Raw genomic sequence first — 24,292 nt, forward strand, 5'->3', positions numbered from 1 at the left:
GGAGGGGACGGCTTTGCAAAACACTGAAGATCTTCTTTACAAACTATTGGCAGGCCAGCTGAAATCTGTCGGATTTTTTACGGAAAACGAAACGCAGCCTGTCATGCAGGGGTTTTACGGCAGGTGGCTGGAAGAAAGCATCTCCATCTTGGTGCAAAAAGGCTTTTTGAAACAGTCAGGCAGTACGTATGTGTTAACGGGTCCGATAGAGCGTGCGGACGTTCTGTGGCAAGAATGGGATGAAAAGAAAGCTCCTTTACTCAAGGACAGCAGCAAACAGGCGATGATCACCTTAGTGGAGACCGCTCTCAGAGCTTTGCCGGATATTTTATCCGGCAGAGTTTCTGCCACTGATGTTCTGTTTCCCGATTCCTCAATGGAATTGGTGGAAGGAATCTATAAAAACAATGAAACGGCAGACTACTTTAATGAGGTGCTCGCTGACACATTGGCGGCTTTCATTGAGGAACGGCTGAAAGAAGACCCGAACGCGGAAATCCGGATATTAGAGATCGGAGCGGGGACGGGCGGGACAAGCGCGGCCGTTTTCAAAAGATTAAAAGAGTACAAACATCATGTGAAAGAATATTGCTACACCGATCTGTCAAAGGCCTTTTTCATGCATGCTGAAAAAGAATACGGTCCCGACAATCCGTATTTGACTTATAAGCGGTTTAATGTGGAAGAGCCCCCGGCTTTGCAGGGTATAGAGGCGGGCGCATATGACGCGGTAATTGCGGCAAATGTGCTTCACGCGACAAAAAATATTCGGCGGACACTTCGCAATGCCAAAGCGGTGCTTAAAAAGAATGGGATTTTGCTATTAAATGAGATTAGCAGCCATTCGGTTTATTCTCATCTGACATTCGGTCTTTTGGAAGGCTGGTGGCTGTATGAAGACGCCAAACTGCGCATTCCCGGATGCCCGGGGCTGTATCCTGAAGCGTGGCAGTCTGCGCTGGAAAGCGAGGGATATCGGTACGTTACATTTATGGCGGAATCGTCACATCACCTCGGCCAGCAGATCGTGGCGGCAGAAAGCGACGGCGTCATCAGGCAAAAGCAGCCGAACGCGCAGGCGGTTGAAGAAACTGCGGCTTCCAAAGAGCCGGCTGATTTCACAGAACCGTCTTTCTCAGTCACAGACCGGACTGTGCAATTCATAAAAGAAACGTTAGCCAAGTCCATAAAGCTTGCTCCCGAGCGCATTCAGCCGGAAACCAGCTTTGAAAAATACGGCATCGACTCCATTTTGCAGGTGAATTTTATCCGCGAACTGGAAACATTGACGGGCGAGCTGCCGAAAACGGTCTTATTTGAACACACGAATACGAAAGAACTTGCCGAGTATTTGCTGGAAACTTACCCGGATAAGCTGCAACAGGCATTCGGAGCCGAACAAGCGCCTCCTGAAACAAAGCATCCGGAACCTGCAATGAATGAACCGGTGCCGCTTGTCACGGAAACGCGGCGGTTTATCACTGAACAAATAGAGCCAAAAGCGCCAAAGCCGGAAACAGAAACCGTCACCGTTAATCGTTCTGATCGTGACGACATTGCCATTATCGGCATCAGCGGCCGCTATCCCGAGTCTGAAACCCTCGATGAGCTGTGGGAGCATTTAAAAGCCGGAGACAGCTGTATTACGGAAGCTCCGGAAAACAGATGGAAATCCGGTCTTCTGAAAACAATGGCAAAAGAAACACGAAAAGAAGAACGCAAAACACGGTACGGCGGATTTCTGCAGCATATTGACGCTTTTGACCATCACTTGTTTGACATCCGGGAAGACCATGTGATGGAGATGACGCCTGAGCTCCGTCTAAGCTTAGAAACCGTATGGGAAACATTTGAAAACGGCGGTTACTCGTTAGAAAGAGTAAACGAATGGCAGGAATCAGACAGCGGCATCGGTGTATTTATGGGAAGTATGTACAATCAATATTTCTGGAATATCCCGTCGTTGGAAAAAGCTGCGCTCAGCTCTAACGGAGGGGATTGGCATATCGCCAACCGCATTTCCCACTTTTTCAATTTAACGGGCCCGAGCATGGGCGTTACGACCGCATGCTCCAGCTCACTGAGCGCCATTCATCTCGCCTGTGAAAGCCTGAAGCTTAACAGTTGTTCCATGGCGATTGCCGGAGGGGTCAATCTCACGCTTGAACCGTCTAAATATGATGCGCTCGAACGGGCGAATTTGCTTGAACAGGGAAGTGAAAGCAAAAGCTTCGGAACCGGCACGGGCCTGATGCCGGGAGAAGGAGTCGGGGCGGTGCTCTTGAAGCCGTTCTCTAAAGCGGTTGCCGACAAAGACCATATTTACGGGGTCATTAAAAGCAGCGCGTTGTGCCATAGCGGCGGAAGGCAGATGTACACGGCTCCGGATCCGAAACAGCAGGCGAAGCTCATGGCGGCTTCCATCGACAAGGCCGGAATCAATCCGGAAACAATCAGTTATGTTGAATCAGCGGCAAACGGCTCTGTATTGGGAGATCCGATTGAGGTCATTGCCCTGACAAATGCGTTCGCGCAATATACTGATAAAAAACGTTTTTGCGCGCTTGGATCCGTCAAGTCAAATCTCGGGCATTTAGAGGCGGCTTCCGGCATGTCCCAGCTCGCGAAAGTGCTGCTGCAAATGGAGCGGGAAACATTAGTCCCGTCGATTAACGCAAAACCGCAAAATCCGAATATCAACCTTGAACAAACGGCTTTTTACCTGCAGGAAAAAACCGAGTATTGGGAGCGTATGAGGGATGCCGAAACGGGGGACATCATCCCGCGGAGAAGCATGATTAATTCCTTCGGGGCAGGCGGGGCATATGCAAATCTCATCGTAGAAGAATATATCAGCCCGAATTCCGATCAGGCCCGTCACGGCGATGAGGAATATATTTTCCCTGTGTCAGCGAAAACAAAATGGAGTTTTGAAGCCTATCTTGACAGACTGGCGGCCTTTTTAGAAAAGACGCCATCTCTTCATCCGGCCGCCATCGCATCCGCGCTGCAAAAAAGAACACATCATTCGGAGTATCGGGCGGCATTTACGGCTTCCTCCATTCAGGAACTGTTGGAAAAGCTTGCCGCTTACCGCATGGATCAGCGGAATCTCAATTTCTCTGAATCTGATATTGGCCGGCGTGCGCGGCAATGGGAAAAAGGAGAGAATATCGCGTTTGATCAGTTGCAGCAAGAGCACGCCGTTCATCTGCCGGCCTACGCTTTTGACCACGGGACTTCTTTTCAATTCGGTGAATCAGAAAACGCTGCCGGCGTTCAGGCGGTATACAGTGATGACGACCCATACGTGAAAGGGCATCAATTCAGCGGAGAACCGGTACTCGTCGGCGCTACATATAACAGTCTGGCAGTCGATCATTTTTGTGATCTTTTTCCTGAAGCGGAAGGAGGACAAATTAAAAAACTGAATTACGTCAGCCCCATTACCGTAAAAAAAGGCGATCGCATCGAGCTGAAAACAGAATCGAAACAAAACGGGGATGGATTTGAACTGAGCATAATGCACCGCAGCCGCACGTCTCCTGATTGGAGCATAGCGGCGTATGCCGAGTGCAGCCCCTATCCGTTTCAAAAGCAGCACGCGAATCTGGCGGCCATTCAGCGCTCTTACCGGGAAGTGGGCCGGATAGATGAGTTATACGGAGACGGAACGGGACCCGTCGTGTGGGGAGAAGAATTTAAAACGATCACCCGCCTGTACAAAGGCTCTGATGCCGTTTTAGCGAAAGTGAACCTGAACAATAGCGACTCACAACAAGCGCATCATTATGCCATAAATCCGTTAATCGCCAACAGTGCTTATTTGGCCTCACTTTCTTTATTGGATCAAACGGAGGCGGAAAGCTATCTGCCGTTCGGCATTAATTCCGTCACCTTCAGCACCCCTGAAGATCTTACCGATTGCTGGCTGCACATCAAGCTGACCAAACAAACGGGGGAAATGATTCTGATTAACGCAGATGTCATCAGCAGCCGATCGGAAGTGGTGATGCGTTTTGAAGGCTATGCCCTGAAACGGTTCCGCCCGAAAACCGAACAGATGAATCAGCCGGCCCGAACGGCTGTTAAGAATACGGGGGCACCGATTTCTGCCGGCAGTCTGACAGATGATATCCGCAGCTACGTCCTTGGCAAGCTCGCCAAGATGATGGGTGAACCCGGGCCATCTCTTCGTTCTGACGCGAATATCATGGAATTGGGACTTGATTCAGCGAGCCTGATCGGGCTGACAAAAGAGATCGGCCAAGAGGCGGACATCGATGTGAATCCAACATTGTTTTTCGAGTATCCGACCGCGGAGGAGCTGACCCGCCACTTCGCGTCAGCATATGAGAGCAAGTTTTCTCAATTGCTTGCCGATCATAAGCATTCAGAAGAGGCCAGGGTCACGGAAACAGAAGAGCGCACTTTACCGAAGAAACAGCATACGCCTTGTGATAACGCCGATATCAAGCAAGGAATCGCGATTATCGGTATGTCAGCTCAGTTTCCGCAATCCCCGGATATCCAGTCTTTTTGGGAGCACATCGTAAACGGGGATCACTGTATTACCGAAATTCCGGCGGACCGCTGGGACTGGCGCCGTTACGCCGATGATGAGAATGACACGAGTCTCAGATGGGGCGGTTTTATTGACGGTGTCGGCGAATTTGACCCGCTCTTTTTCGGAATTTCCCCTAAAGAGGCATCACAAATGGGGCCGGAGCAATTTCTGCTTTTGATGCATACATGGAAGGCAATGGAGGATGCGGGCCTGACAAATAAGGCGTTATCAAGCAGACCGACAGGCGTTTTCGTTGCCGCGGGCAACAGCGATCCGAACAATGGAACAGCCATCCCGTCCATCATTCCGAACAGGATATCATATGCCTTGAATTTACAAGGACCGAGTGAATATTACGAGGCTGCCTGCACGTCAACGCTGGTGGCATTGCACAGGGCGGTTCAATCAATCCGTCATAACGAATGTGAGCAGGCTGTCGTGGGCGCCGCCAATATTCTGCAGTCGCCGAAGGGCTTTATCGGTTTTGATTCAATGGGGTATTTAAGCAAAAACGGCCGGGCGAAATCGTTCCAAAAAGATGCCGATGGCTTTGTCAGAAGCGAAGGGGCGGGCGTTATCATCATCAAACCGCTTGAGGCGGCAATTGAAGACGGCGATCATATTCACATGGTCATTAAAGGAACAGGAGTGTCTCACGGCGGTAAAGGCATGTCGCTTCACGCGCCGAATCCGGCGGGAATGAAGGCCGCGATGAAAAAAGCGTACGAAGACACCGATGTTGATCCGCAAACCGTCACTTATATTGAAGCGCACGGCATTGCCTCCGAAATGGCAGATGCGCTGGAGTTTAATGCAATCAAAGCGGGTTACGGCGAGTCTGCAAATCAAGAGGAAATCGCGCCTTGTTATATCAGCACCGTGAAACCTTGCATCGGGCACGGCGAACTCGCTTCCGGACTGGCCGCCCTTATAAAAGTGGCGATGGCCATGAAGCATCATACCATCCCGGGCATTACCGGATTTACAGCTGCAAACGAGCAAATGGCCATTCAGAAAAGCCGCTTCCGTTTCACCGAAGACAATCAGGAATGGACACAGCTCACCGACCATACGGGCAGACCGATCCCGCGCCGGGCCGCAATTAACAGCTATGGCTTCGGCGGCATGAATGCGCATGTCGTCTTGGAACAGTACAGCTCGAGCCATAAAGACAAAGAATCTGTGCATGAACCGCAGCTTATCGTGCTTTCTGCTAAGAGCGAAGGGCGTCTTAAGGCGGCCGCAGGTCAGCTGGCTGATTTTGTGCAAACTGGAGATACTCCGTCATTGCGGGATATTGCTTATACGCTTCAGACCGGCCGTGAGGCGATGAACTGCCGCCTGGCCCTCGTTGCCCGCAATCAAGATGAATTGCTGGAAAAACTGAAAGAGTACAGAGCATTTTCCGAAGAAAGCAATGGAATGAAAAGCTTCTTTACAGGCATTCAGCAGACTGGATCAGGAGATATCGGCGTTTTACTGGAAGGGACTCTCGGTACAGTCGTCACGGAGACGCTGTTGGCTGAAAACAATCTCGAAAAACTTGCATTTTGCTGGGTGAAAGGTGCGGATATACCGTGGGACAGACTCCACCAAGGCAAATCTGTTCAAAGAGTGCCGCTTCCGACATATCCTTTTGAAAACCATAAGTATTGGAAAGGCGGTCAGCCAGAAGACATCAGCCTTGCACCGGTTTCACAGGACCCTCAGCTCTGCCGCGAGAGCGCAGCTGACATTGTGGCTGACATTCTGGGGATGAAGGCAGCGGAAATTGATCAAAATAAGCCGCTGACTGAATACGGCTTCGATTCAATCTCCTCTATTCAGCTGTTGAAAAAACTTGAGGACGGAGACAGCCGCATCAGTCTGGAGGCTCTTCAGAAATGCAGCACTCTTCAGGAGATTAGCATGCTGTTAAAAACGAACCAACCACAGGAGAAGGGCCGGAATTTTCCCGAACTCGTCAAGCTGAATGAAAGAGAAAAAGGCCGTCCTGTTTTTTGGTTTCACGGCGGAACAGGAGGCGTGGAAGCATACCAGCCATTCGCCAAAAAGAGTCAGCGACCTTTTTACGGCATCCAGGCAAGAGGTTTGACAGGGAAAGAGCCGCTGCAAGGAATCGAAGAGACGGCCGCTTCTTATAAGAGAATCATCCAAGCGGTACAGCCGAAAGGCCCTTATGATCTCGGCGGGTATTCCTTGGGCGGAATGCTTGCATATGAAACCGCGCGCCTCTTGCAGGAGGAAGGTCATACGGTAAAAAGCGCCGTCATGATCGACACTCCGTACAGTGAAAAATGGAAAGAAAGAAAACCATCTGTTAAGTCAGTCATGCTGCAAACGATCAATACGATGCTTACAGCATATCTTAAGCCTGAAAACCTTGAAGAGGCATTAATCAGCAGAGAAGACATTACCGTCCAGGCTGAGGAAGAAGAAGTATTGAAAGAATTGACCGGCCTTGCCAAAAAGCGCGGTCTGCCAAAATCCGAAGAAGCGATCCGGATGCAGCTGGAGCAAATGATGAAGACGCAGCTCGCTTACGGAATGGAAGAGTATGACATGAAGCCGCTGCCTCATCCGGAAGCGCTGCAATGCTACTACTTCCGTAATAAAAGCGGTTTGTTCCTCGGAGATCTTGAACGTTATCTGACGGCAGAGGAAGAACAAATTCCGTTAGACCATGATGCGTATTGGAAAGAATGGGAACACCAGATGAAACAGTTTCACCTGCTGGACGTCCACTCTTCCAATCATGTCACGATGCTGTCGGAACCGAAGCCGCAAAACGCCATTAAGGCATTCTGCGAAAAACTGTACGCAAACAAAGGAACGATCAGCGCAAATTTCCTTAAATCTTTCAGAAAAAAGCTGGACGAAACAAATGAGTTGGTAAAACGGTAATAGAGAACGGCCGGAGCAATCCGGCCGCTTTTTTATCTATATAGAACTAAATTAACTATGTACTAAATCTTCAATGTCATATTGATTTCTGTTTATAAGACATTAAAAAAACCCCCAATAACAGGGGGGCGATATTAAAATCTGACAGGCAATGTTTCAAGCCCTCTCAAAAACACATTTTTTCTCCATGTTACATTCTCGGGCGCGCCTTTCAGCTCTATATTCGGAAACCGTTTTAAAAGCGCGGTAAAGGCAATGGATGCTTCCATCCGGGCGAGCGGAGCCCCGAGACAAAAATGAATGCCGAATCCAAAGGAGATATGACGGTTCGGTGTTCTCGCTATATTTAATGTATCAGGATCATCGAAATATTCCGGGTCCCGATTGGCTGAACCGATGCCGATAAATATCATATCGCCTTTTTTAATAGAAACATCTTTATAGGTGAAATCTTCAATCGCCCATCGATTTGCCATCATGATGACGGGAGAGGTATAACGCAAAAGCTCTTCGACCGCCGTCTGGATATTTTCCGGCTGCCGCTTTATCTTCTCCATCTGGTCTTTGTGCAGAAGAAGCGCCAGGGTGCCGGAGCCAAGAAGGTTAACCGTTGTTTCAAGCCCGGCAACGACTAACAAAAACAGCATGGAATACAGCTCTGATTCACTCAGCTTTTGGCCGTCCTCTTCAGCGTAAATAAGCTTGCTTGTCAGGTCTTCACCCGGATGTTTTCTTTTTTCTTCGATCAGTGTTTTCATATATTGTTTAAATTCTTTGAGAGCCTGGTTGGTCGCATCTTGTCCGCTTTCTGACGTGTCGACCATTGCGTTTGTCCACACTTGAAATTTGGCGCGGTCCTCTTTCGGAATCCCGAGCAGTTCGGAAATGACGATAAACGGAAGCGGTGCGGCGAAATCTCTCATGATATCAGGGTCTGCTTTTGTTTCCATTTCATCCAGCAGCTCTTCTGTGATCTGCTCTATCCCGGTGCGAAGCTGCTCAATCATCCGGGGAGTGAACCCCTGATGCACCAAAGATCGAAGACGTGAATGATCCGGAGGGTCTTTTGCCAGCATATGCTCTGAGACAAAATCGATATCTTCACTGACATTCAGCTTCGCGATCAGCTCCTTCGGCATGACCCGTTTTACATCTCTCGTAATTCTGCCGTCTTTTAAAAACGCCATACAATCATCATAACGCGTGATGAGCCAAACCGGAAAGGTGCCTCCAAAACGCTGCAGTTCGAATTTATGTATGGGGTCCTGCTCTCTGAATCTGCTTAAAACCGCAAAAGGGTTTTCGTGAAACTCGGGTGAGTGTGGGTGAAACATTGTTTTTTCCATCTGGATTTCCCCGCCTTCATGTTTTTGAAAAGACATAACAAACAGCCGGTGCCTGCCGACCGGACGGCATTCCTCCTTTTATCTGCCGAAGACACTGATCACAACGGCTCATAAGTATGTCTAAAATATATAAGGAAACAGAAGCCGGTTCAATAGACAAATCGTAAAGCTGCCATTTTCGTTGATTATCAACAAAACAGCAAACTTTTTTTGCCATTTCATCATGTGTGTTAAATCCGGCTAATATACATATTTACGCTTCATATCAACTTCTTAAGGAGGATGTGAATGAATGCGTTTATGAAATGGGCGGCAAGTCTGCTTTTGGTGATCTCTCTTCAGTTCGGCCTTACGGGTGCCGGCATCCATTCGGACAGTGCTGCTCGTGCCGCATCCCGATACGATCAGGTGCTGTATTTCCCGCTGTCAAAATATCCGGAGACGGGAAATCATATAAAAGACGCCATTTCGGAAGGTCATTCTGAGATTTGTACAATTGATCGGGGCGGAGCGGAGAATAGAAGGAAAGAATCATTGAAAGGAATTCCGACAAAGCCTGGGTTTGACCGTGATGAATGGCCCATGGCAGTTTGCATAGAAGGCGGGGCGGGGGCTGATATCAGATATGTAACCCCGTCGGATAACCGCGGGGCCGGTTCATGGGTTGGAAATCAAATGAGCGGATACTCCGACGGCACGAGAGTACTATTTATCGTTCAGTAGCTTCTCCGGTTCGCCGGAGTTTTTTTATGCTCTGAAAAAGCGGCACGCCGGCTGGACATATGAAATGGCAAAGAGTAAACTTATATGTTGGAATCAGCATGAGAAAGGATTGGATCACATTGACAGTGACTACATACCGAAATATTGCACTTTTACTTCTTTGTTTAACAGCGGGAATTGTGGATGTGATCGGTTATTTAAGCCTGGGACATATCTTTACCGCCAATATGACGGGGAACATCGTTCTGTTCGGCCTGGCGATCGGCAACTCGTGGCACCTTGCCGTACTCAAATCGTTAACCTCGTTAATCGGATTTATTGCCGGCGTTATTGCCGCGGCCCTGCTTGTAGGCAATAAAAAGAAATCATTCTGGCCCCCTGCGGTAACTGCCGCTTTAGCTATTGAAGGAGCTGTTTTGCTGCTGTTTGCTTTGTTCTCCTGCTTTTTTGCAGATGCCATTTCTGTTTATGTGCTGATTATGCTGCTCAGCTTCGCAATGGGAATGCAGACGACAGCCGCGAGAAAACTTGGTGTAGCGGGGATTTCCACGACCGTATTAACGGGAACGCTCGCTAATTTTTTTGAAGATCTCACCGCAAGGTTTTACAAAGCAGACAGGCGGAAGCAGTTTACGAGAGATGCTGTATTGCGCGCGCTTGCCTTGGTTCTGTATTGCTTTGGGGCGGTCATAGGCGCTTTTGCCGAACCGGATTATAAGTTTGCCGTGATCTGGCTTCCGATTATCATTATTTTAGGCATTATGCTTTGCGCATTCACGATGTTCCACGGATATTCTGAAGAAAAAAACCAATAAAAAAACGCCGCTGATTCAGGGCGTTTTTTCTTTTTATTGCTCTTTCCGGGTCCCGATTGTATAAACGGCCCGATCTGTATGTACCTTTAATCCGTCTTGCTCCTTTTGGATGGTGATGTCGCCGAGCAGAGGGATTTCATACGCATCTTGGGGAAGCGGGACATTTCCTTCCTCCGTATAGGTTGTGCCGTGCCCTTTTAAGACGAGTTCTTCGTCCGCTACATAGTCATCGGGATGGTTTGTCCGGCGGACGAGAACATCATCAAGGTGAAGCATGATCTGGTCCATATCAGAAATCTCGTTTCGGCTGTCTGTCAGCTCTCCTTTTCTGATATCAAGCGTTTGTCCGATCTGTTTTTGCAGCCATTCAGACAATTCGGTGTTTGTAAGTGCCATTGTGATTCCTCCTTTTATCTACACCATACTTATTCCCTATTTTTTTAGAAATACACTGCCTTGCATTGATCTCTTTTTCTGACAGCCGGTTCTGAAGCATTCCGAGTTCCTTCATTATAAATGTTTCATCTGTTCACCTGAAAAACGGAGTCATCTGCAGGTTTAGACGACCCCGTTCTCATGATAAAAAGGTTACTCTTTCGGCACGGCGTTTTCGGCGTTCACTGCGCCCGCTCCGTAAATGTTCGGATCTTCATTTGTCCATTGATCCGGACTTTCCTTGATCAGTGTTTTCACTTCGTCAGGCGTAAGCTGCGGGTTCTGCTGAAGGATTAAGGCGGCAATGCCCGCACAGATCGGAGTGGCCATGGACGTGCCCGACAGACTGAAATACAAGGAGCCTACACGGTTTGATTTCTGTAATTTGTCAAGGTATGAACGCGGAGAACGGAGAGATACGATATCGACCCCGGGCGCAAGAATGTCAGGCTTCTCTTTTCCGTACACCGTCGGGCCGCGGCTTGAGAAAGAAGCGACCGTATCGTCCTCATTGCCGGCCGTATCATTGTCATCATAGGCGCCTACCGTGATGACCTTCTCGCTGACACCGGGGCTTGAAATCGTTTGAGCTTCCGGACCGGAGTTGCCCGCGGCGACGCAGACGACGATTCCTTCATTCCATGCCTCTTCAACGGCCTTGACGAGCGGGTCGTCCGTTTCTTTATCATATCTGAGCGCATCTCCGCCCAGTGACATGCTGATGATTCTGATCGGATTCTTTGTGTGTTCTTTATTATATTGTATGCACCATTCCACACCTTCAATGATATCAGCCAAGGTTCCTGATCCTGTTTTGTTTAATACCTTGACTCCGATCAGATCGGCTTCCGGCGCCGGCCCCTGATATTTACCGGAAGATGAAGCGCCGCTGCTTGCGATATCACCGGCGCAATGGGTGCCGTGTCCGTTGTCATCATACGGTTCTGTCTTTTGGTTGACAAAGTCCGCAAATCCGATAACTCTGCCTTCTAAATCGGGATGCTGATAGATTCCGGTATCAATAACGGCGACGGTTACGCCTTTTCCTGTTAATACGGTGCCGTTACGGGTCACTTCTTTTGCATGAGACGATTCAGCTGCCGTATCAAGGAGCGCTTTTACTTCACGGTTTAAATAGATTTTACGGATATCCCGGCATTGCGAAAGAAGCATGTGAAGGGCGGACGGAGTGACTTCGGCGCTGCAGCAATTGATTGTTTGAAACTGCTTTTTTATGGTGCAGCGTTTTTCTTTTGATAAGACCTGTCCTGTGCTGTGAAAACCGGATTCATGGCAGCCCTCTTCAAATTCAATGATGACTGACATTTTCTTTCTGTTTTTCACCTTTTTTTCGAAAAACTTGTGCAAAAAGCAAGGTGTCCATTTGAAAGGTTTATATAACTGTAATACGTTTTCTCTGAGCGGCCAGTCCAGCTTATGAGCATTTGACCGCACCATTTGTACCATTGAGTAACCAAACATATATACTTTTCCTCCCATTCTGGCGATTCTCTCTATACCATATGAACAGGCCGTATGTTCGGTCAGTTTGTTTGTCCTTCAGGAGCGCTGGTTACTTGCGGCTTTTTCAGGAGAAGAAATCGAGTTGGAACAGAACGTTTGTTCGTTTATAATGAAGCCGGCGGAAGGAGGTATATACATGAACATAATATTGAGACATTCCTTGGAAAAACAGCTTCCGATTGATATTATATATATGAAAAAAGACGGTTCCATTTCAAAACGGACCATTATGATAAAAAAAGGGGATGAGCGGGCTGTAACGGCATTTTGCTGTACAAAAAGGCAGATGAGAACTTTTTTGACGGGCTCCATTCTGTCCTGCGCATTTGCTTCGGGAGGCGGATATTCATTTTTAAAAGCGTATTCTTGATGCCGTCCGTTTCCGGCCGTGAATCTCCCGCCCCTGAAAATTCGGGCGTTCCTCCCTTTTTTTTTGCCCTCTCTCAACCTTTTTTCACTGATGCCCGGCATTTGAGTGCTTGAACCGTGACAATCCATTGATTTTTCGAAACCGGGAAGTTTTTCACTGATGATAATGTTAATAGAATGTTAAGATAAGACCTATTGACAAAAATCCATATAATGAACATGTCATTTTTCAGAAAGGAGCAAAGAAGGAGAGCTGATGAAAAGAATTTTACTTAATGTCATCATTATCGTAGCAATGGTCTTACTAATAAGATGTGCTCATTATGCGTCAGACCCTGATCCCTCGAATTCTTCTGATACATACACAGATTTTAAAGATTTGGCTGAACATGAAGACCCCGATGATTATCATATATCGTACAATAAGCGAAAGGGGAGTCCCGTATTGATCATGTCGCCGCACGGAGGGAGAATTGAGGGCGGGGTGAGCGAGATCGTCCGCTCTTTCAGAGATGATTATTCAACCTATCTGTTTGAGGGATTAAAAACGCATGATAACCAGACTCTTCATATTACGAGCACCAGGTTCGATGAGCCTTCAGCAGTCGAAAGCATTAAGCAGCACCATTATGTTATCGCAGTTCACGGTTATAAAGGCGACGAGAAAAATACTCTTGTCGGAGGAAGCGACCGGAAGCGGGCGAAAAAATTGGTGAGAGCTCTCGAACGAAACGGATTTTCTGCAGAATTGGCAACCTCAAAAACCGGTCTGGCCGGGGTTGACACCGAAAATATCAATAACCAGGCGCAAACCGGGCTGAGCATACAGCTTGAGATCAGCAGAGAACAGCGGGAAGCGTTTTTTGATAATTTTGATTACCGCGAAAGGGAATTCACAAAAACGGAGGAATTTTACCGGTTTGTCCGTACGATAAAAAGAGTGATCAATCAAGAGTATTCGTAAGCTTAAAAAAAGACAAACGAGTGAAAGATGAGTAAACTGAAAAAAAGGAGGTTTGTCCCTTGGCAAAACATCACTTTTATTTAAAAGCAAATTGGCCCGGAAATCGCAATGACGTCGGCGATATAAAAAGCGGCCGGCTGGAAACGGCTGTGTCCATTCCTAAGGAAATGGACGGACCCGGAGAAGGCACAAATCCTGATGAAATGCTGCTTGGAGCGGCCGCGACCTGTTATATTATAACGCTTGCGGCGATGATGGAAAGAAGCGGCCTGGATAAAGAAGATCTACATATGGAATCTGAAGGAATTGTAGACGTCACGAACGGTGTGTTCACGTACCAGAAAATCATTCACCGCCCGTTTATATTATTAAAGCCGGATGCAGCCGAAACGGACTTTATGCTCGCCAGGAAGTTAGCGCAAAAAGCGGAGTCCTCATGTATGATTTCACGAGCGGTCCAAGGAAACGTGGAGATGGAGCTTGAGGTTGAAGTAAAAGCTGCCCGTGCTTGACGAGTTCAAACGGTCAGCTCCGGGCCGTTTGATTTTTTTTAGCTTTTTGAGACTTGGAACGGTTCAGCAGGATGACGCCCGTGATGACCAAAACAAGCCCGATCATCATTTTGACTGTCATGGCCTCCTTAAAAACAAAAAAGCCGACAATTGCCGTTAAAGCGGTGCCGACACCTGACCATGTCGCGTATGCGGCGGATAAATCAAGGCTTTTCAGTGAGAAGCTCAAAAACATAAAAGAGGCTCCGATTCCGGCAATGACGCCGAGAGCGGGCCACAGGTGCGTAAAACCGTCCGACAGCTTCAGCATCGTGCTCCCGAACACTTCTGATACAATGGCTAATGCCAAGCAAAGTAATCCTTTCATCAGCATGCCTCTCCTTTCTACCAATTCATCAAAATGACACCGGCCAATAAGAAAAAGAGTCCGATGACGGCCTGCTTGTCCAGTTTTTCATGAAACCATTTCGCTCCGATAATGGATGCGAGCACCGTTCCGGCTCCGCTCCATGTTGCATAGGATAAGCTGAGCGGAATGAGATTCAGTGTCAGTGAAAGCATATAAAAGGCCAATGAATAGCCTGCCACTACAAGCGCGCTCGGCAAAAACCGCGTAAATCCGCGGGAGACCTTCAGCATGGCCGCGCCGATTGACTCTGATAAAATAGCAATTGTGAGGAAGATATAACCCAGAATCATATCAAATCCCCCTCTCATCATAATCCTTATGCCTTTTGTTTAAGGCAGTAAAATAAAATAATATCCGAACTTTGCCCGCCAAGTCAAGACATTAGGCCTATACAAAAAGGCCCCCGGGGAGGAGCCTTTTTGATTCGTCAATAGTAATACGGATAACCTCCGTACGGATAGCCGTAGCCGTAACCCCCGTACAGGTACGGATTGAATAAAGCGCTTCCGACCAGACCTCCGACAAGCCCTCCGGCAAACGGTCCGCCGTAAAAACCAAACGGCCGTCCGAACCCGCCAAACCAAGGGCGGCCAAACCAAGGCCGGCCAAAACCAAAACCCGGTCGCCCGAAGCCGAATCCGAATCCGGGACGCCCGAACCCGAAGCCCGGCCGTCCGAACCCAAATCCGGGCCGTCCAAACTGTCTCATATCACTATCTGCTTCGTATGTGTATTCTTCAATCATAATTAAGGTACCTCCAAGAATAAATTTGAGATGATAACAGAGTATTCAGCCCACCAATTTTTGATTGGGCGTTTATCAAAAAAATAAAGGAGTGAGCTTTTGTGGGCCTGTATCAGTCCGATTGGTCAAAAAAACCTCCGCACACACACGCATACCGGGCTGTTACGGATGTAGTGCAGGGGCATTATCATTTGATTGAAGGCTTTTCGCAGCCGGAGAACGGCAGCAATACAGATGAGCATACACATTTCTATACGGGCATCACCTCGTTTGAAAACGGCCATTTTCATAGGTATTACGGCATTTCCGGCCCTGCCATCCCGAGGGTTGACGGAACACATTACCATGAGCTTTCAGAGACCACCTTTGCCGCCTACAATGAGCCGATTCAGATCCAGCATGGCGGCGTCGTTTACGATCCGCGGGAGGAAGGACGGAAAACGCACCGCCATACACTCAAAGGAAAAACGAGAGAGGTTGTCGGAAACGAGCCGATCGGGTGGTAGCGGACGTTTAGCGCTCAGGAAAAAGGGCAAAATGGATAGGTGCCTGAAGAAATGAATGCTATAATTAGGGGGAGATTTATAAAAGAGAGTGATACATATTGAAAAATAAAAAACAGCCTGTCGTCATACTTGTCGGACCGACGGCAGTCGGAAAAACAAAACTAAGCATCGGACTCGCGAAAATGCTGAATGCGGAAATCATCAGCGGAGATTCCATGCAGGTATATAAAGGGATGGACATCGGAACGGCCAAAGTCACCGAAGAAGAGACAGAAGGCGTGCCGCATCACCTGATTGATATTTTGGAGCCGTCCGACACTTTTTCAACGGCGGATTATCAAAAAATGGTGAGGGGAAAAATCACCGAGATTGCCGATAGAGGAAAGCTGCCGATGATTGTCGGGGGGACGGGTCTGTACATTCAGTCCGTGCTGTATGACTATACGTTCACGGAAAACTCCGGCGATCCTGTATTCCGGGAGCGCATGGAGAAACTGGCGGCTGAAGAAGGGGCGGAAGTGCTTCATGCCAAGCTTGCGGCAGCCGACCCGGAAGCGGCGGCAGCCATTCATCAAAACAACACGCGAAGAGTCATCCGCGCGCTCGAAATTCTGCATGTATCGGGGAAAACAATGTCAGAGCATCTTAAAACCCAAAAACGGGAGCTGCTTTACAATGCGGTTCTTATCGGTCTTACAATGGACAGAGAAGTGCTGTACGGCCGGATTAACGAGCGCGTTGACCTGATGCTGGAAACCGGCCTTCTTGACGAAGTAAAGCGGCTGTATGATATGAATATCCGGGACAGCCAATCGATTCAGGCGATCGGCTATAAAGAGCTGTATGAATACCTTGATGGAAAAGTGCCGCTCCCTCAGGCTGTGGAGCAATTAAAACAAAATTCAAGGCGATATGCGAAACGCCAGCTGACCTGGTTTCGCAATAAAATGCCCGTTTCATGGACAGATATGACGCCGCCTGTTGATATTGAGCAGAAAAAAAAGGAAATTTTCGAGTGCATAGCAGGAAAACTGGAAATTTAATCGAAACAGTATTGTATTGAGAACCAAGGAGGACGAAACATGAAACCGATTAATATTCAAGATCAGTTTTTGAATCAAATCCGAAAAGACAATACGTTCGTCACGGTGTTTTTACTCAACGGCTTCCAGCTTCGCGGCCAGGTAAAAGGCTTTGACAACTTTACCGTTTTGCTCGAAACGGAGGGGAAGCAGCAGCTTATTTATAAACATGCCATCTCCACGTTCGCCCCGCAAAAAAACGTCCAGCTTGAGCTTGAATAGACTTTTTGAAAAAGACCATGAACATGGTCTTTTTCTATGCGCATCTGTATATTGCAGGCTGTATATCGGAAACATAAAAGGGGGTTCGGAAAATCGTGTTCGAAAGTGAAAATGAACTGAGAAGAATCAGGATTACGCTCGTTTGGATCGCTGTTTTTTTGCTGTTTGGAGCTTGCAGCAATCATGAGACGGTGGTGACAGATGATGACAGCGGCTTGGCGGATACCGAACCGCAGACAGAAGGCATGGTGCAGCTGGAACATAATCGTTTCGGCATCGTTGAGGACGGTTACTTAAAAATATACCGTTATGATGAAAAAACGAATAAAATCGAACTGAAAAAAGAAGCGGCGCTGGATGAGCTTGAATAAATTTCACAAGCGTTCGAATTTACAAAGCGGGCCGTACAAGCTACACTAAGTACTGACATTGATCATGCAGAGGGTGAGACGATTGAAACACAAGGTGATAATCAACCATTGGGAAGAAACTTGTGAAGATGATTCCTGCTATGAATATGGAACCAGCATCATCGTTGACGGCAAAGAACTGATCAGAGAGGCTTCCATCACAAGCGCTCTGAAAGCCGTACTGAAAGAAATCGGTGCTGATGTGGAGATTGAAGAAACCGTTGAAAGCGAAAAAAAATGTGATTCTTACAAAAAATAAGAATAAAAGTCTAGACTACTAAGCAGTTTTTTTTCATGTTATGATAGACATCGGCTTACACATGACACCTTGAGTAGGATGAGAGATGATTCTCGTTCTGCTCTCTTTTTTGGGCGTTAATCGGGCCAGAGCCAAAGTCCGCTCTTTCAAAAATATGAATTTTTTATAAATCGATCTCAATATGTTGTGTTTTTCTGAGAGGTTAGTATACTATATATAGTGTTGAGAGATTCATTATTTTTGATAGGTCGTGATAAGGATGGTTCAAATCATATTTGATTCAAAGACAGGGAATGTTCAGCGTTTTGTGAATAAAACAGACTTTCAGCTGATCCGCAAGGTGGACGAAACGGACCACGTGGACACTCCGTTTGTTTTGGTCACCTACACGACAAACTTCGGCCAGGTACCGGCATCAACACAATCATTTCTCGAAAAATACGCCCATCTCTTATTAGGAGTCGCTGCGAGCGGCAACAAAGTATGGGGCGATAACTTTGCAAAAAGCGCCGATACCATTTCAAGACAATATCAGGTGCCGATCTTGCACAAATTTGAACTCAGCGGCACATCTAAAGACGTTGAATTGTTTACTCAGGAGGTAGAAAGACTTGTCACAAAATCAAGTGCCAAAATGGATCCAGTTAAATAACGAAATCATGATCCAACAAGATGGAAAATTCCAGTTTGATAAAGATAAAGAGGCTGTACATAGCTATTTTGTTGACTATATCAATCAAAACACAGTTTACTTTCACGATTTAAAAGAGAAGCTGGATTATTTGATTGAAAACCAATACTACGAAGAGGAATTCTTAAGCCTTTACTCTTTTGAAGACATTAAAGAAGTGTTTAAGACAGCTTACGCAAAGAAGTTTCGTTTTCCTTCCTTCATGAGTGCGTTTAAATTTTATAATGACTATGCTTTGAAAACGAATGACAAGAAAAGAATTCTCGAGCGTTATGAGGACCGAATCTCAATCGTCGCGCTGTTCTTCGCAAACGGCGACACTGAGAAAGCAAAAGAATATGTAAACCTGATGATCAATCAGGAATATCAGCCGAGTACACCGACATTTTTGAATGCCGGCAGAAAACGCCGCGGAGAACTGGTGAGCTGCTTCTTGCTCGAAGTCAATGATTCCTTAAACGATATTTCACGGGCGATCGATATTTCCATGCAGCTGTCTAAATTGGGCGGCGGGGTTTCTCTTAATCTGTCCAAGCTTCGCGCGAAAGGCGAAGCGATTAAAGATGTTGAAAACGCCACAAAAGGTGTTGTAGGCGTCATGAAGCTTCTTGATAATGCGTTCCGTTACGCTGACCAAATGGGCCAAAGACAAGGCTCAGGCGCGGCGTATTTAAATATTTTCCACCGCGATATCAATGATTTTCTTGATACGAAAAAGATTTCTGCGGATGAAGATGTGCGCGTCAAAACGCTTTCTATCGGTGTCGTCATTCCGGATAAGTTCGTTGAGCTTGCGCGTGAGGATAAAGCGGCTTATGTATTCTATCCGCATACGATTTATAAAGAATACGGCCAGCATATGGACGAAATGGACATGACGGCGATGTATGAAGAGCTTGTCGACAACCCGCGTGTCAAAAAAGAAAAAGTGAATGCGCGCAAATTGCTTGAAAAGCTTGCCGTTCTCCGTTCTGAGTCAGGTTATCCGTACATTATGTTCCAGGATAACGTAAACAAAGAGCACGCGAATAACCACGTATCAAAAGTGAAATTCTCGAACCTTTGCTCTGAAGTGCTTCAGGCGTCACAGGTTTCGGCTTACACAGATTATGACGAGGAAGACGAAATCGGCTTGGACATTTCCTGCAACCTTGGTTCATTAAATATACTGAATGTCATGAAACATAAATCGATTGAGCGCACGGTGAAACTCGCGACGGATTCCCTGACTCATGTATCTGAGACGACGGATATCCGCAACGCGCCGGCAGTCAGACGCGCGAACAAAGCGATGAAGTCAATCGGTTTAGGCGCCATGAACCTTCACGGCTACCTGGCCCAAAACGGCATCGCGTATGAAAGCCCGGAAGCAAGAGATTTTGCGAATACGTTCTTTATGATGGTGAACTTTTATTCCATCCAGCGTTCAGCTGAGCTTGCGAAAGAAAAAGGCGAAACGTTTGAGCATTATGAAGGCTCCACTTATGCAACGGGAGAATATTTCAATAAATACATCGAAAAAGAGTTCTCACCGGCATACGAAAAAATCGCTGCGCTCTTTGAAGGCATGCACATTCCGACAATCGAAGACTGGAAAGAGCTGAAGGCGTTTGTCGCTGAAAACGGCATGTACCACAGCTACAGACTGTGCATCGCGCCGACAGGCTCCATTTCCTACGTCCAATCCAGCACGGCGTCCGTTATGCCGATCATGGAACGGATCGAAGAAAGAACATACGGAAATTCAAAAACGTATTACCCGATGCCGGGGTTAGCGTCTAATAACTGGTTCTTCTACAAAGAAGCTTATGATATGGACATGTTCAAAGTGGTGGATATGATCGCGACAATCCAGCAGCATATCGATCAGGGAATCAGCTTTACCCTGTTTTTGAAAGATACGATGACAACTCGTGATCTGAACCGTATTGATCTGTATGCCCACCATAGAGGCATCAAAACCATTTACTATGCAAGAACGAAAGATACCGGGCAGGACAGCTGTCTTTCTTGTGTCGTTTGATTAAAGGAGAGTTTACAGTGACAAAAATTTATGACGCAGCAAACTGGTCAAAGCATGAAGATGATTTCACCCAAATGTTTTACAACCAAAACGTAAAGCAGTTTTGGCTTCCGGAAGAGATCGCATTAAACGGCGATCTTCTCACTTGGAAGTATTTGGGTAAAAATGAGCAGGATACGTACATGAAGGTGCTCGCCGGCCTGACACTGCTTGATACAGAGCAGGGGAACACGGGCATGCCGATTGTGGCCGAGCACGTCGAAGGCCATCAGCGGAAAGCGGTGCTGAACTTTATGGCGATGATGGAGAACGCTGTCCATGCGAAGTCGTACTCTAATATTTTCATGACCCTTGCACCGACTGAAACGATTAATGAAGTATTTGAATGGGTTAAACAAAATAAATATTTGCAGAAAAAAGCGCAAATGATTGTCGGGCTTTACAAAGCCATTCAAAAAGATGATGAAATTTCACTGTTCAAAGCGATGGTTGCTTCCGTCTATCTGGAAAGCTTCCTTTTCTACAGCGGTTTCTATTATCCGTTATATTTCTACGGACAAGGAAAACTGATGCAAAGCGGTGAGATCATTAACCTGATCCTTCGTGACGAAGCGATTCACGGCGTGTATGTCGGTCTCCTTGCTCAGGAAATTTATAATAAACAGACAGAAGAGAAAAAAGCAGAGCTTCGTGAATTTGCGATTGACCTTCTGAATCAGTTATATGAAAATGAGCTTGAATATACAGAGGACTTGTACGATCAAGTCGGACTCTCACACGATGTAAAGAAATTCATCCGCTATAACGCCAATAAAGCTTTGATGAACTTAGGGTTCGATCCTTACTTTGAAGAAGAGGATATTAATCCGATCGTATTAAACGGATTAAACACCAAAACAAAATCACATGATTTCTTCTCCATGAAAGGGAACGGCTACAAAAAAGCGACGGTAGAACCGATTAAGGACGAAGATTTTTATTTTGGCCAAGATGAAGAGCAGATATAATATCTGCTCTTTTGGCTTGAATGGAGAGGTAAGACAGGAGGAACGGGCATGAATAAAATGGATGAAATCATCTTGGCTGCACCGCGGAGTGACGTCTTTCAAAACGAAATGCTGACATTTCAGGGAGTCAACAGCGAGGATGAACGTATCGTAAACATTATGGCTCAAATTGAGGCGCATTTTTTTGAAATCAGAAGAGGCGACGCGGAAGAGGACCCGCGATTTAAACAGCCGATTCCGTATGTCGTCATCCGCCGCGATGATGAGGTGTTTGTGTATGAACGGCTTGCGGGCGGAGGGGAATCGCGCCTCCATAATAAGCTTTCTCTCGGTTTCGGCGGACACATGAACCCTATGGAAGGGGCGGCTTCATTTTCGGAAGTGCTGAAACAGAATACCGACCGGGAGCTGGCGGAAGAACTGTACATTCGCGAGGAGGACAAACAAAACATTGTCACACTCGGCCTGATCAATGATGATGAAAACGATGTAGGGAAGGTGCATATCGGCATCCTTTCTGCGCTCCAGTTAGCGTCTGCGGCACAAGTCGAAGTGAAAGAAAAAGATCAAATCGCCGGGCGCTGGATGAAACTGAGCGAACTGAAAGAGGAAAATGTGTATCAGCGTCTTGAAGCTTGGTCTCAGTTTGTCGCCGATATACTTTAATAACAAAAAACCCCCGTTCGTCCCAAAAAAGGGAGAGCAGGGGTTTTTTCATTTAGTCTTGCACAATGAAGGCATCAAATCCGGCTTTTTCGGCCCGTGCTGCCAACGCTTCAGCATTATCTCTGGAAGAGAATGCGCCGATCTGCACTTTAAATAAGCCGCCTTTTGGAAGCACAATCGCGTCAAAACCTTTAGACACCGCATCGGCGGCAAGCGCATCAGCATTTGCTTTCACTTTGAATGCACCGATTTGCACTTTATAAAAGTCAGCCTTTTTTTTTAGACCGAAAGCTTGCTCCAAGCCCTTGGCATGTCCTCTTGCAAGGCTTTCAATAAAACTGGCTGTTTTCAGTTTGTTTGCATCAGCTGACGTATCAACAAAACCATTCTCCGTCAAAATCGCCGGCATACTTGTCTCCCGCAGCACATGGAAGTTGGCTGTTTTTTTTCCTCGGTCATTAAAACCTGATGCTTGAATCACTTGCGTGTGGACGGCTGATTGGTAAGTCGAGGTCGGCGCTCCGACACCGGGGTAAATATAGCTTTCGAATCCGGTTCCGCCTCCTGAGTTAATATGAATGGATAAAAAATAATCTGCGCCCCAGCTGTTGGCGGCATCCGTTCTTTCCGTCAGGCTGACCGTCTTATCGCTTGTCCTGCTCATCGTGACAGAAACTCCTTCATACTCATTCGTCAGAATCGTGCGCAAAGCCAGCGCGATCTCCAGCGTGACCGCTTTTTCCTGAAGTCCGTTTCCGGTTGCACCTGAATCAGTTCCGCCATGACCGGGGTCTATAAAAATTTTAACCATTCTCCATCACCTCATTACAGCATATGATGATATTCAAAAGGTGCTTGTACGGCTGTCATTCATGAAAAAAATGAGAAATATACCCAACATTTCCCGGAAAATAAAAATAAATGGTTTGTCCTCCCGTTTCTGCTGAATACAATAAGAAATGAAAAATATTTCTCGGGAAAGCGCAGGATTCAACATCATTCCCGAAGAGAACGGAAAAAGTGACAGATAAAGAGGAAAACAGGTCTCATGATGATAGGCGGATGTCACGGAACCGCTTCATCATGAGTAAGATAAAGAGAGAACAGAGAGGTGAGCATGTTGGAGCGCGCTGTAACCTATAAAAATAACGGACAAATTAACATCATTCTTAATGGCCAAAAGCAAGTGCTGACAAATGCGGAAGCTGAGGCGGAATATCAGGCCGCCCTGCAAAAAAATGAAGCCAAGCACAGCATTCTGAAAGAAATTGAAAACGAAATGAACACATTAGTGGGTATGGAAGAAATGAAACGCAACATTAAAGAAATTTACGCGTGGATATTCGTCAACCAAAAACGGGCCGAACAAGGGCTGAAAGTCGGAAAACAAGCTCTTCATATGATGTTCAAAGGGAACCCCGGCACCGGGAAAACCACCGTCGCGAGACTGATCGGCAAGCTTTTCTTCGAAATGAACGTGCTTTCCAAAGGACATCTGATCGAAGCGGAACGTGCCGATCTGGTCGGTGAATACATCGGACACACGGCGCAAAAAACGAGAGATCTGATTAAAAAATCGCTCGGCGGCATTTTATTCATTGATGAAGCATACTCACTTGCAAGGGGCGGAGAAAAGGATTTCGGTAAAGAGGCGATTGATACGCTTGTCAAGCATATGGAAGACAAACAGCATGAATTTATTCTGATCCTGGCAGGGTACTCGAGAGAAATGACACATTTCCTGTCATTAAATCCCGGCCTGCAATCGCGTTTCCCTATCAGCATCGATTTTCCGGATTACTCTGTCACTCAGCTGATGGACATCGCAAAGCGCATGATAGCAGAGCGGGAGTATCAATTAAGCCAGGAAGCCGAGTGGAAGTTAAAAGATTACTTAATGACAGTGAAAAGCACGACAAGCCCCATTAAATTCAGCAACGGGCGCTTTGTCAGAAACGTGATTGAAAAATCGATCCGCGCTCAGGCTATGAGACTTTTAATGGGAGACCAATATTTAAAAAACGATTTAATGACGATCAAGAGCCAGGATTTACTTATAAAAGATGAGGCGGCAGCTCACGAATAGACCTCTCAGCCGGTCTGAGGGGTCTCT

The 24,292-nt window shown here is 46.9% G+C and carries 23 protein-coding genes; 16 read left to right on the top strand and 7 right to left on the bottom strand.

What is annotated here, in order from left to right; genetic code table 11:
* The first annotated feature begins 13 nt into the window (after positions 1 to 13).
* Positions 14 to 7,471, top strand: coding sequence for a beta-ketoacyl synthase N-terminal-like domain-containing protein (locus GNE05_RS09095; RefSeq protein WP_160182680.1), 7,458 nt, complete (start codon positions 14 to 16; stop codon positions 7,469 to 7,471).
* A 134-nt stretch (positions 7,472 to 7,605) separates the two neighbouring features.
* On the opposite strand, the gene GNE05_RS09100 is transcribed toward GNE05_RS09095, so the two are convergent.
* Complete coding sequence (locus GNE05_RS09100) at positions 7,606 to 8,817, bottom strand: cytochrome P450 family protein (protein ID WP_160182681.1); 1,212 nt, start codon at positions 8,815 to 8,817, stop codon at positions 7,606 to 7,608.
* A 288-nt stretch (positions 8,818 to 9,105) separates the two neighbouring features.
* Between GNE05_RS09100 and GNE05_RS09105 the strand changes: the two genes are divergently transcribed.
* Together GNE05_RS09105 and GNE05_RS09110 are read left to right on the top strand one after the other, a co-directional pair.
* Positions 9,106 to 9,540 (top strand): NucA/NucB deoxyribonuclease domain-containing protein, encoded by a 435-nt coding sequence (locus GNE05_RS09105; protein ID WP_160182682.1) that lies wholly within the window; start codon positions 9,106 to 9,108, stop codon positions 9,538 to 9,540.
* 59 nt (positions 9,541 to 9,599) lie between these two features.
* A complete protein-coding gene (locus GNE05_RS09110) occupies positions 9,600 to 10,355 on the top strand; it encodes a YoaK family protein (RefSeq protein WP_160182683.1) in 756 nt (251 codons plus the stop codon).
* A gap of 33 nt (positions 10,356 to 10,388) precedes the next feature.
* Here the strand turns inward: GNE05_RS09110 and GNE05_RS09115 are convergent, their stop codons facing one another.
* Together GNE05_RS09115 and GNE05_RS09120 are read right to left on the bottom strand one after the other, a co-directional pair.
* On the bottom strand, positions 10,389 to 10,751 hold the full coding sequence (locus GNE05_RS09115; protein ID WP_007410383.1) for a protein YmzB: 363 nt from the start codon (positions 10,749 to 10,751) through the stop codon (positions 10,389 to 10,391).
* 192 nt (positions 10,752 to 10,943) lie between these two features.
* Positions 10,944 to 12,272, bottom strand: coding sequence for a serine protease AprX (locus tag GNE05_RS09120; RefSeq protein ID WP_160182684.1), 1,329 nt, complete (start codon positions 12,270 to 12,272; stop codon positions 10,944 to 10,946).
* Between the two features lie 178 nt (positions 12,273 to 12,450).
* Here GNE05_RS09120 and GNE05_RS09125 point away from each other — a divergent pair, with 178 nt between their 5' ends.
* The 3 genes from GNE05_RS09125 (at position 12,451) to GNE05_RS09135 (ending at position 14,159) form a co-directional block, all read left to right on the top strand.
* On the top strand, positions 12,451 to 12,684 hold the full coding sequence (locus GNE05_RS09125) for a hypothetical protein (RefSeq protein ID WP_015239897.1): 234 nt from the start codon (positions 12,451 to 12,453) through the stop codon (positions 12,682 to 12,684).
* Between the two features lie 255 nt (positions 12,685 to 12,939).
* Positions 12,940 to 13,647: a poly-gamma-glutamate hydrolase family protein gene (locus tag GNE05_RS09130; protein WP_007410381.1), complete on the top strand. Its 708-nt coding sequence runs from the start codon at positions 12,940 to 12,942 to the stop codon at positions 13,645 to 13,647.
* A gap of 59 nt (positions 13,648 to 13,706) precedes the next feature.
* Positions 13,707 to 14,159, top strand: a complete 453-nt coding sequence (locus GNE05_RS09135) for an OsmC family protein (RefSeq protein WP_007410380.1) — start codon at positions 13,707 to 13,709, stop codon at positions 14,157 to 14,159.
* A gap of 13 nt (positions 14,160 to 14,172) precedes the next feature.
* Here the strand turns inward: GNE05_RS09135 and erbB are convergent, their stop codons facing one another.
* From erbB to GNE05_RS09150, 3 genes are all read right to left on the bottom strand, one after another.
* Positions 14,173 to 14,526 carry an SMR family multidrug efflux transporter EbrB gene (gene erbB, locus GNE05_RS09140; protein ID WP_007410379.1) on the bottom strand — a complete coding sequence of 118 codons (354 nt, stop codon included), beginning with the start codon at positions 14,524 to 14,526 and terminating at the stop codon, positions 14,173 to 14,175.
* 17 nt (positions 14,527 to 14,543) lie between these two features.
* Positions 14,544 to 14,858, bottom strand: coding sequence for an SMR family multidrug efflux transporter EbrA (gene erbA, locus GNE05_RS09145; RefSeq protein ID WP_007410378.1), 315 nt, complete (start codon positions 14,856 to 14,858; stop codon positions 14,544 to 14,546).
* A 137-nt stretch (positions 14,859 to 14,995) separates the two neighbouring features.
* Positions 14,996 to 15,313: a hypothetical protein gene (locus GNE05_RS09150; protein WP_160182685.1), complete on the bottom strand. Its 318-nt coding sequence runs from the start codon at positions 15,311 to 15,313 to the stop codon at positions 14,996 to 14,998.
* A 101-nt stretch (positions 15,314 to 15,414) separates the two neighbouring features.
* Between GNE05_RS09150 and GNE05_RS09155 the strand changes: the two genes are divergently transcribed.
* The 9 genes from GNE05_RS09155 (at position 15,415) to GNE05_RS09195 (ending at position 22,179) form a co-directional block, all read left to right on the top strand.
* Positions 15,415 to 15,819 carry a YmaF family protein gene (locus GNE05_RS09155; RefSeq protein WP_014417831.1) on the top strand — a complete coding sequence of 135 codons (405 nt, stop codon included), beginning with the start codon at positions 15,415 to 15,417 and terminating at the stop codon, positions 15,817 to 15,819.
* 98 nt (positions 15,820 to 15,917) lie between these two features.
* Complete coding sequence (miaA, locus tag GNE05_RS09160; protein ID WP_060561660.1) at positions 15,918 to 16,862, top strand: tRNA (adenosine(37)-N6)-dimethylallyltransferase MiaA; 945 nt, start codon at positions 15,918 to 15,920, stop codon at positions 16,860 to 16,862.
* Between the two features lie 39 nt (positions 16,863 to 16,901).
* Complete coding sequence (gene hfq / locus GNE05_RS09165) at positions 16,902 to 17,123, top strand: RNA chaperone Hfq (RefSeq protein WP_003154064.1); 222 nt, start codon at positions 16,902 to 16,904, stop codon at positions 17,121 to 17,123.
* A gap of 95 nt (positions 17,124 to 17,218) precedes the next feature.
* Positions 17,219 to 17,494 carry a YmzC family protein gene (locus GNE05_RS09170; protein ID WP_160182686.1) on the top strand — a complete coding sequence of 92 codons (276 nt, stop codon included), beginning with the start codon at positions 17,219 to 17,221 and terminating at the stop codon, positions 17,492 to 17,494.
* An 82-nt stretch (positions 17,495 to 17,576) separates the two neighbouring features.
* Complete coding sequence (locus tag GNE05_RS09175) at positions 17,577 to 17,792, top strand: hypothetical protein (protein ID WP_003154062.1); 216 nt, start codon at positions 17,577 to 17,579, stop codon at positions 17,790 to 17,792.
* Positions 17,793 to 18,051: 259 nt separating this feature from the next.
* Positions 18,052 to 18,444 carry a class Ib ribonucleoside-diphosphate reductase assembly flavoprotein NrdI gene (nrdI, locus tag GNE05_RS09180; RefSeq protein WP_014417834.1) on the top strand — a complete coding sequence of 131 codons (393 nt, stop codon included), beginning with the start codon at positions 18,052 to 18,054 and terminating at the stop codon, positions 18,442 to 18,444.
* Entirely contained in the window at positions 18,404 to 20,506 is a 2,103-nt protein-coding gene (nrdE, locus tag GNE05_RS09185; RefSeq protein ID WP_007611605.1) for a class 1b ribonucleoside-diphosphate reductase subunit alpha, read from the top strand. The genes nrdI and nrdE overlap by 41 nt, the downstream gene beginning before the upstream one ends.
* Before the next feature lie 17 nt (positions 20,507 to 20,523).
* Complete coding sequence (nrdF, locus tag GNE05_RS09190; protein WP_012117608.1) at positions 20,524 to 21,513, top strand: class 1b ribonucleoside-diphosphate reductase subunit beta; 990 nt, start codon at positions 20,524 to 20,526, stop codon at positions 21,511 to 21,513.
* 48 nt (positions 21,514 to 21,561) lie between these two features.
* A complete protein-coding gene (locus GNE05_RS09195) occupies positions 21,562 to 22,179 on the top strand; it encodes a hypothetical protein (RefSeq protein WP_017417824.1) in 618 nt (205 codons plus the stop codon).
* A gap of 52 nt (positions 22,180 to 22,231) precedes the next feature.
* Here GNE05_RS09195 and GNE05_RS09200 read toward each other — a convergent pair whose 3' ends face one another.
* On the bottom strand, positions 22,232 to 22,990 hold the full coding sequence (locus GNE05_RS09200; RefSeq protein ID WP_017417825.1) for an N-acetylmuramoyl-L-alanine amidase: 759 nt from the start codon (positions 22,988 to 22,990) through the stop codon (positions 22,232 to 22,234).
* 306 nt (positions 22,991 to 23,296) lie between these two features.
* Here GNE05_RS09200 and spoVK point away from each other — a divergent pair, with 306 nt between their 5' ends.
* Positions 23,297 to 24,265 (top strand): stage V sporulation protein K, encoded by a 969-nt coding sequence (spoVK, locus tag GNE05_RS09210; RefSeq protein ID WP_017417826.1) that lies wholly within the window; start codon positions 23,297 to 23,299, stop codon positions 24,263 to 24,265.
* The last annotated feature ends 27 nt before the right edge of the window (positions 24,266 to 24,292 follow it).

The sequence above is a fragment of the Bacillus sp. AM1(2019) genome, assembly GCF_009906915.1.
In the GTDB taxonomy this organism is placed as follows: Bacteria; Bacillota; Bacilli; order Bacillales; family Bacillaceae; genus Bacillus; species Bacillus velezensis.

What these genes read in the sequence shown, in the direction of transcription:
- erbA (WP_007410378.1), bottom strand. Translation starts at nt 14,858, where the DNA reads ATGATTCTGGGTTATATCTTCCTCACAATTGCTATTTTATCAGAGTCA.
- GNE05_RS09115 (WP_007410383.1), bottom strand. Translation starts at nt 10,751, where the DNA reads ATGGCACTTACAAACACCGAATTGTCTGAATGGCTGCAAAAACAGATC.
- spoVK (WP_017417826.1), top strand. Translation starts at nt 23,297, where the DNA reads ATGTTGGAGCGCGCTGTAACCTATAAAAATAACGGACAAATTAACATC.
- erbB (WP_007410379.1), bottom strand. Translation starts at nt 14,526, where the DNA reads ATGAAAGGATTACTTTGCTTGGCATTAGCCATTGTATCAGAAGTGTTC.
- GNE05_RS09105 (WP_160182682.1), top strand. Translation starts at nt 9,106, where the DNA reads ATGAATGCGTTTATGAAATGGGCGGCAAGTCTGCTTTTGGTGATCTCT.
- GNE05_RS09130 (WP_007410381.1), top strand. Translation starts at nt 12,940, where the DNA reads ATGAAAAGAATTTTACTTAATGTCATCATTATCGTAGCAATGGTCTTA.
- GNE05_RS09125 (WP_015239897.1), top strand. Translation starts at nt 12,451, where the DNA reads ATGAACATAATATTGAGACATTCCTTGGAAAAACAGCTTCCGATTGAT.
- nrdI (WP_014417834.1), top strand. Translation starts at nt 18,052, where the DNA reads ATGGTTCAAATCATATTTGATTCAAAGACAGGGAATGTTCAGCGTTTT.
- GNE05_RS09110 (WP_160182683.1), top strand. Translation starts at nt 9,600, where the DNA reads ATGAAATGGCAAAGAGTAAACTTATATGTTGGAATCAGCATGAGAAAG.
- GNE05_RS09100 (WP_160182681.1), bottom strand. Translation starts at nt 8,817, where the DNA reads ATGGAAAAAACAATGTTTCACCCACACTCACCCGAGTTTCACGAAAAC.
- GNE05_RS09195 (WP_017417824.1), top strand. Translation starts at nt 21,562, where the DNA reads ATGAATAAAATGGATGAAATCATCTTGGCTGCACCGCGGAGTGACGTC.
- hfq (WP_003154064.1), top strand. Translation starts at nt 16,902, where the DNA reads ATGAAACCGATTAATATTCAAGATCAGTTTTTGAATCAAATCCGAAAA.
- GNE05_RS09120 (WP_160182684.1), bottom strand. Translation starts at nt 12,272, where the DNA reads ATGTTTGGTTACTCAATGGTACAAATGGTGCGGTCAAATGCTCATAAG.
- GNE05_RS09200 (WP_017417825.1), bottom strand. Translation starts at nt 22,990, where the DNA reads ATGGTTAAAATTTTTATAGACCCCGGTCATGGCGGAACTGATTCAGGT.
- GNE05_RS09150 (WP_160182685.1), bottom strand. Translation starts at nt 15,313, where the DNA reads ATGATTGAAGAATACACATACGAAGCAGATAGTGATATGAGACAGTTT.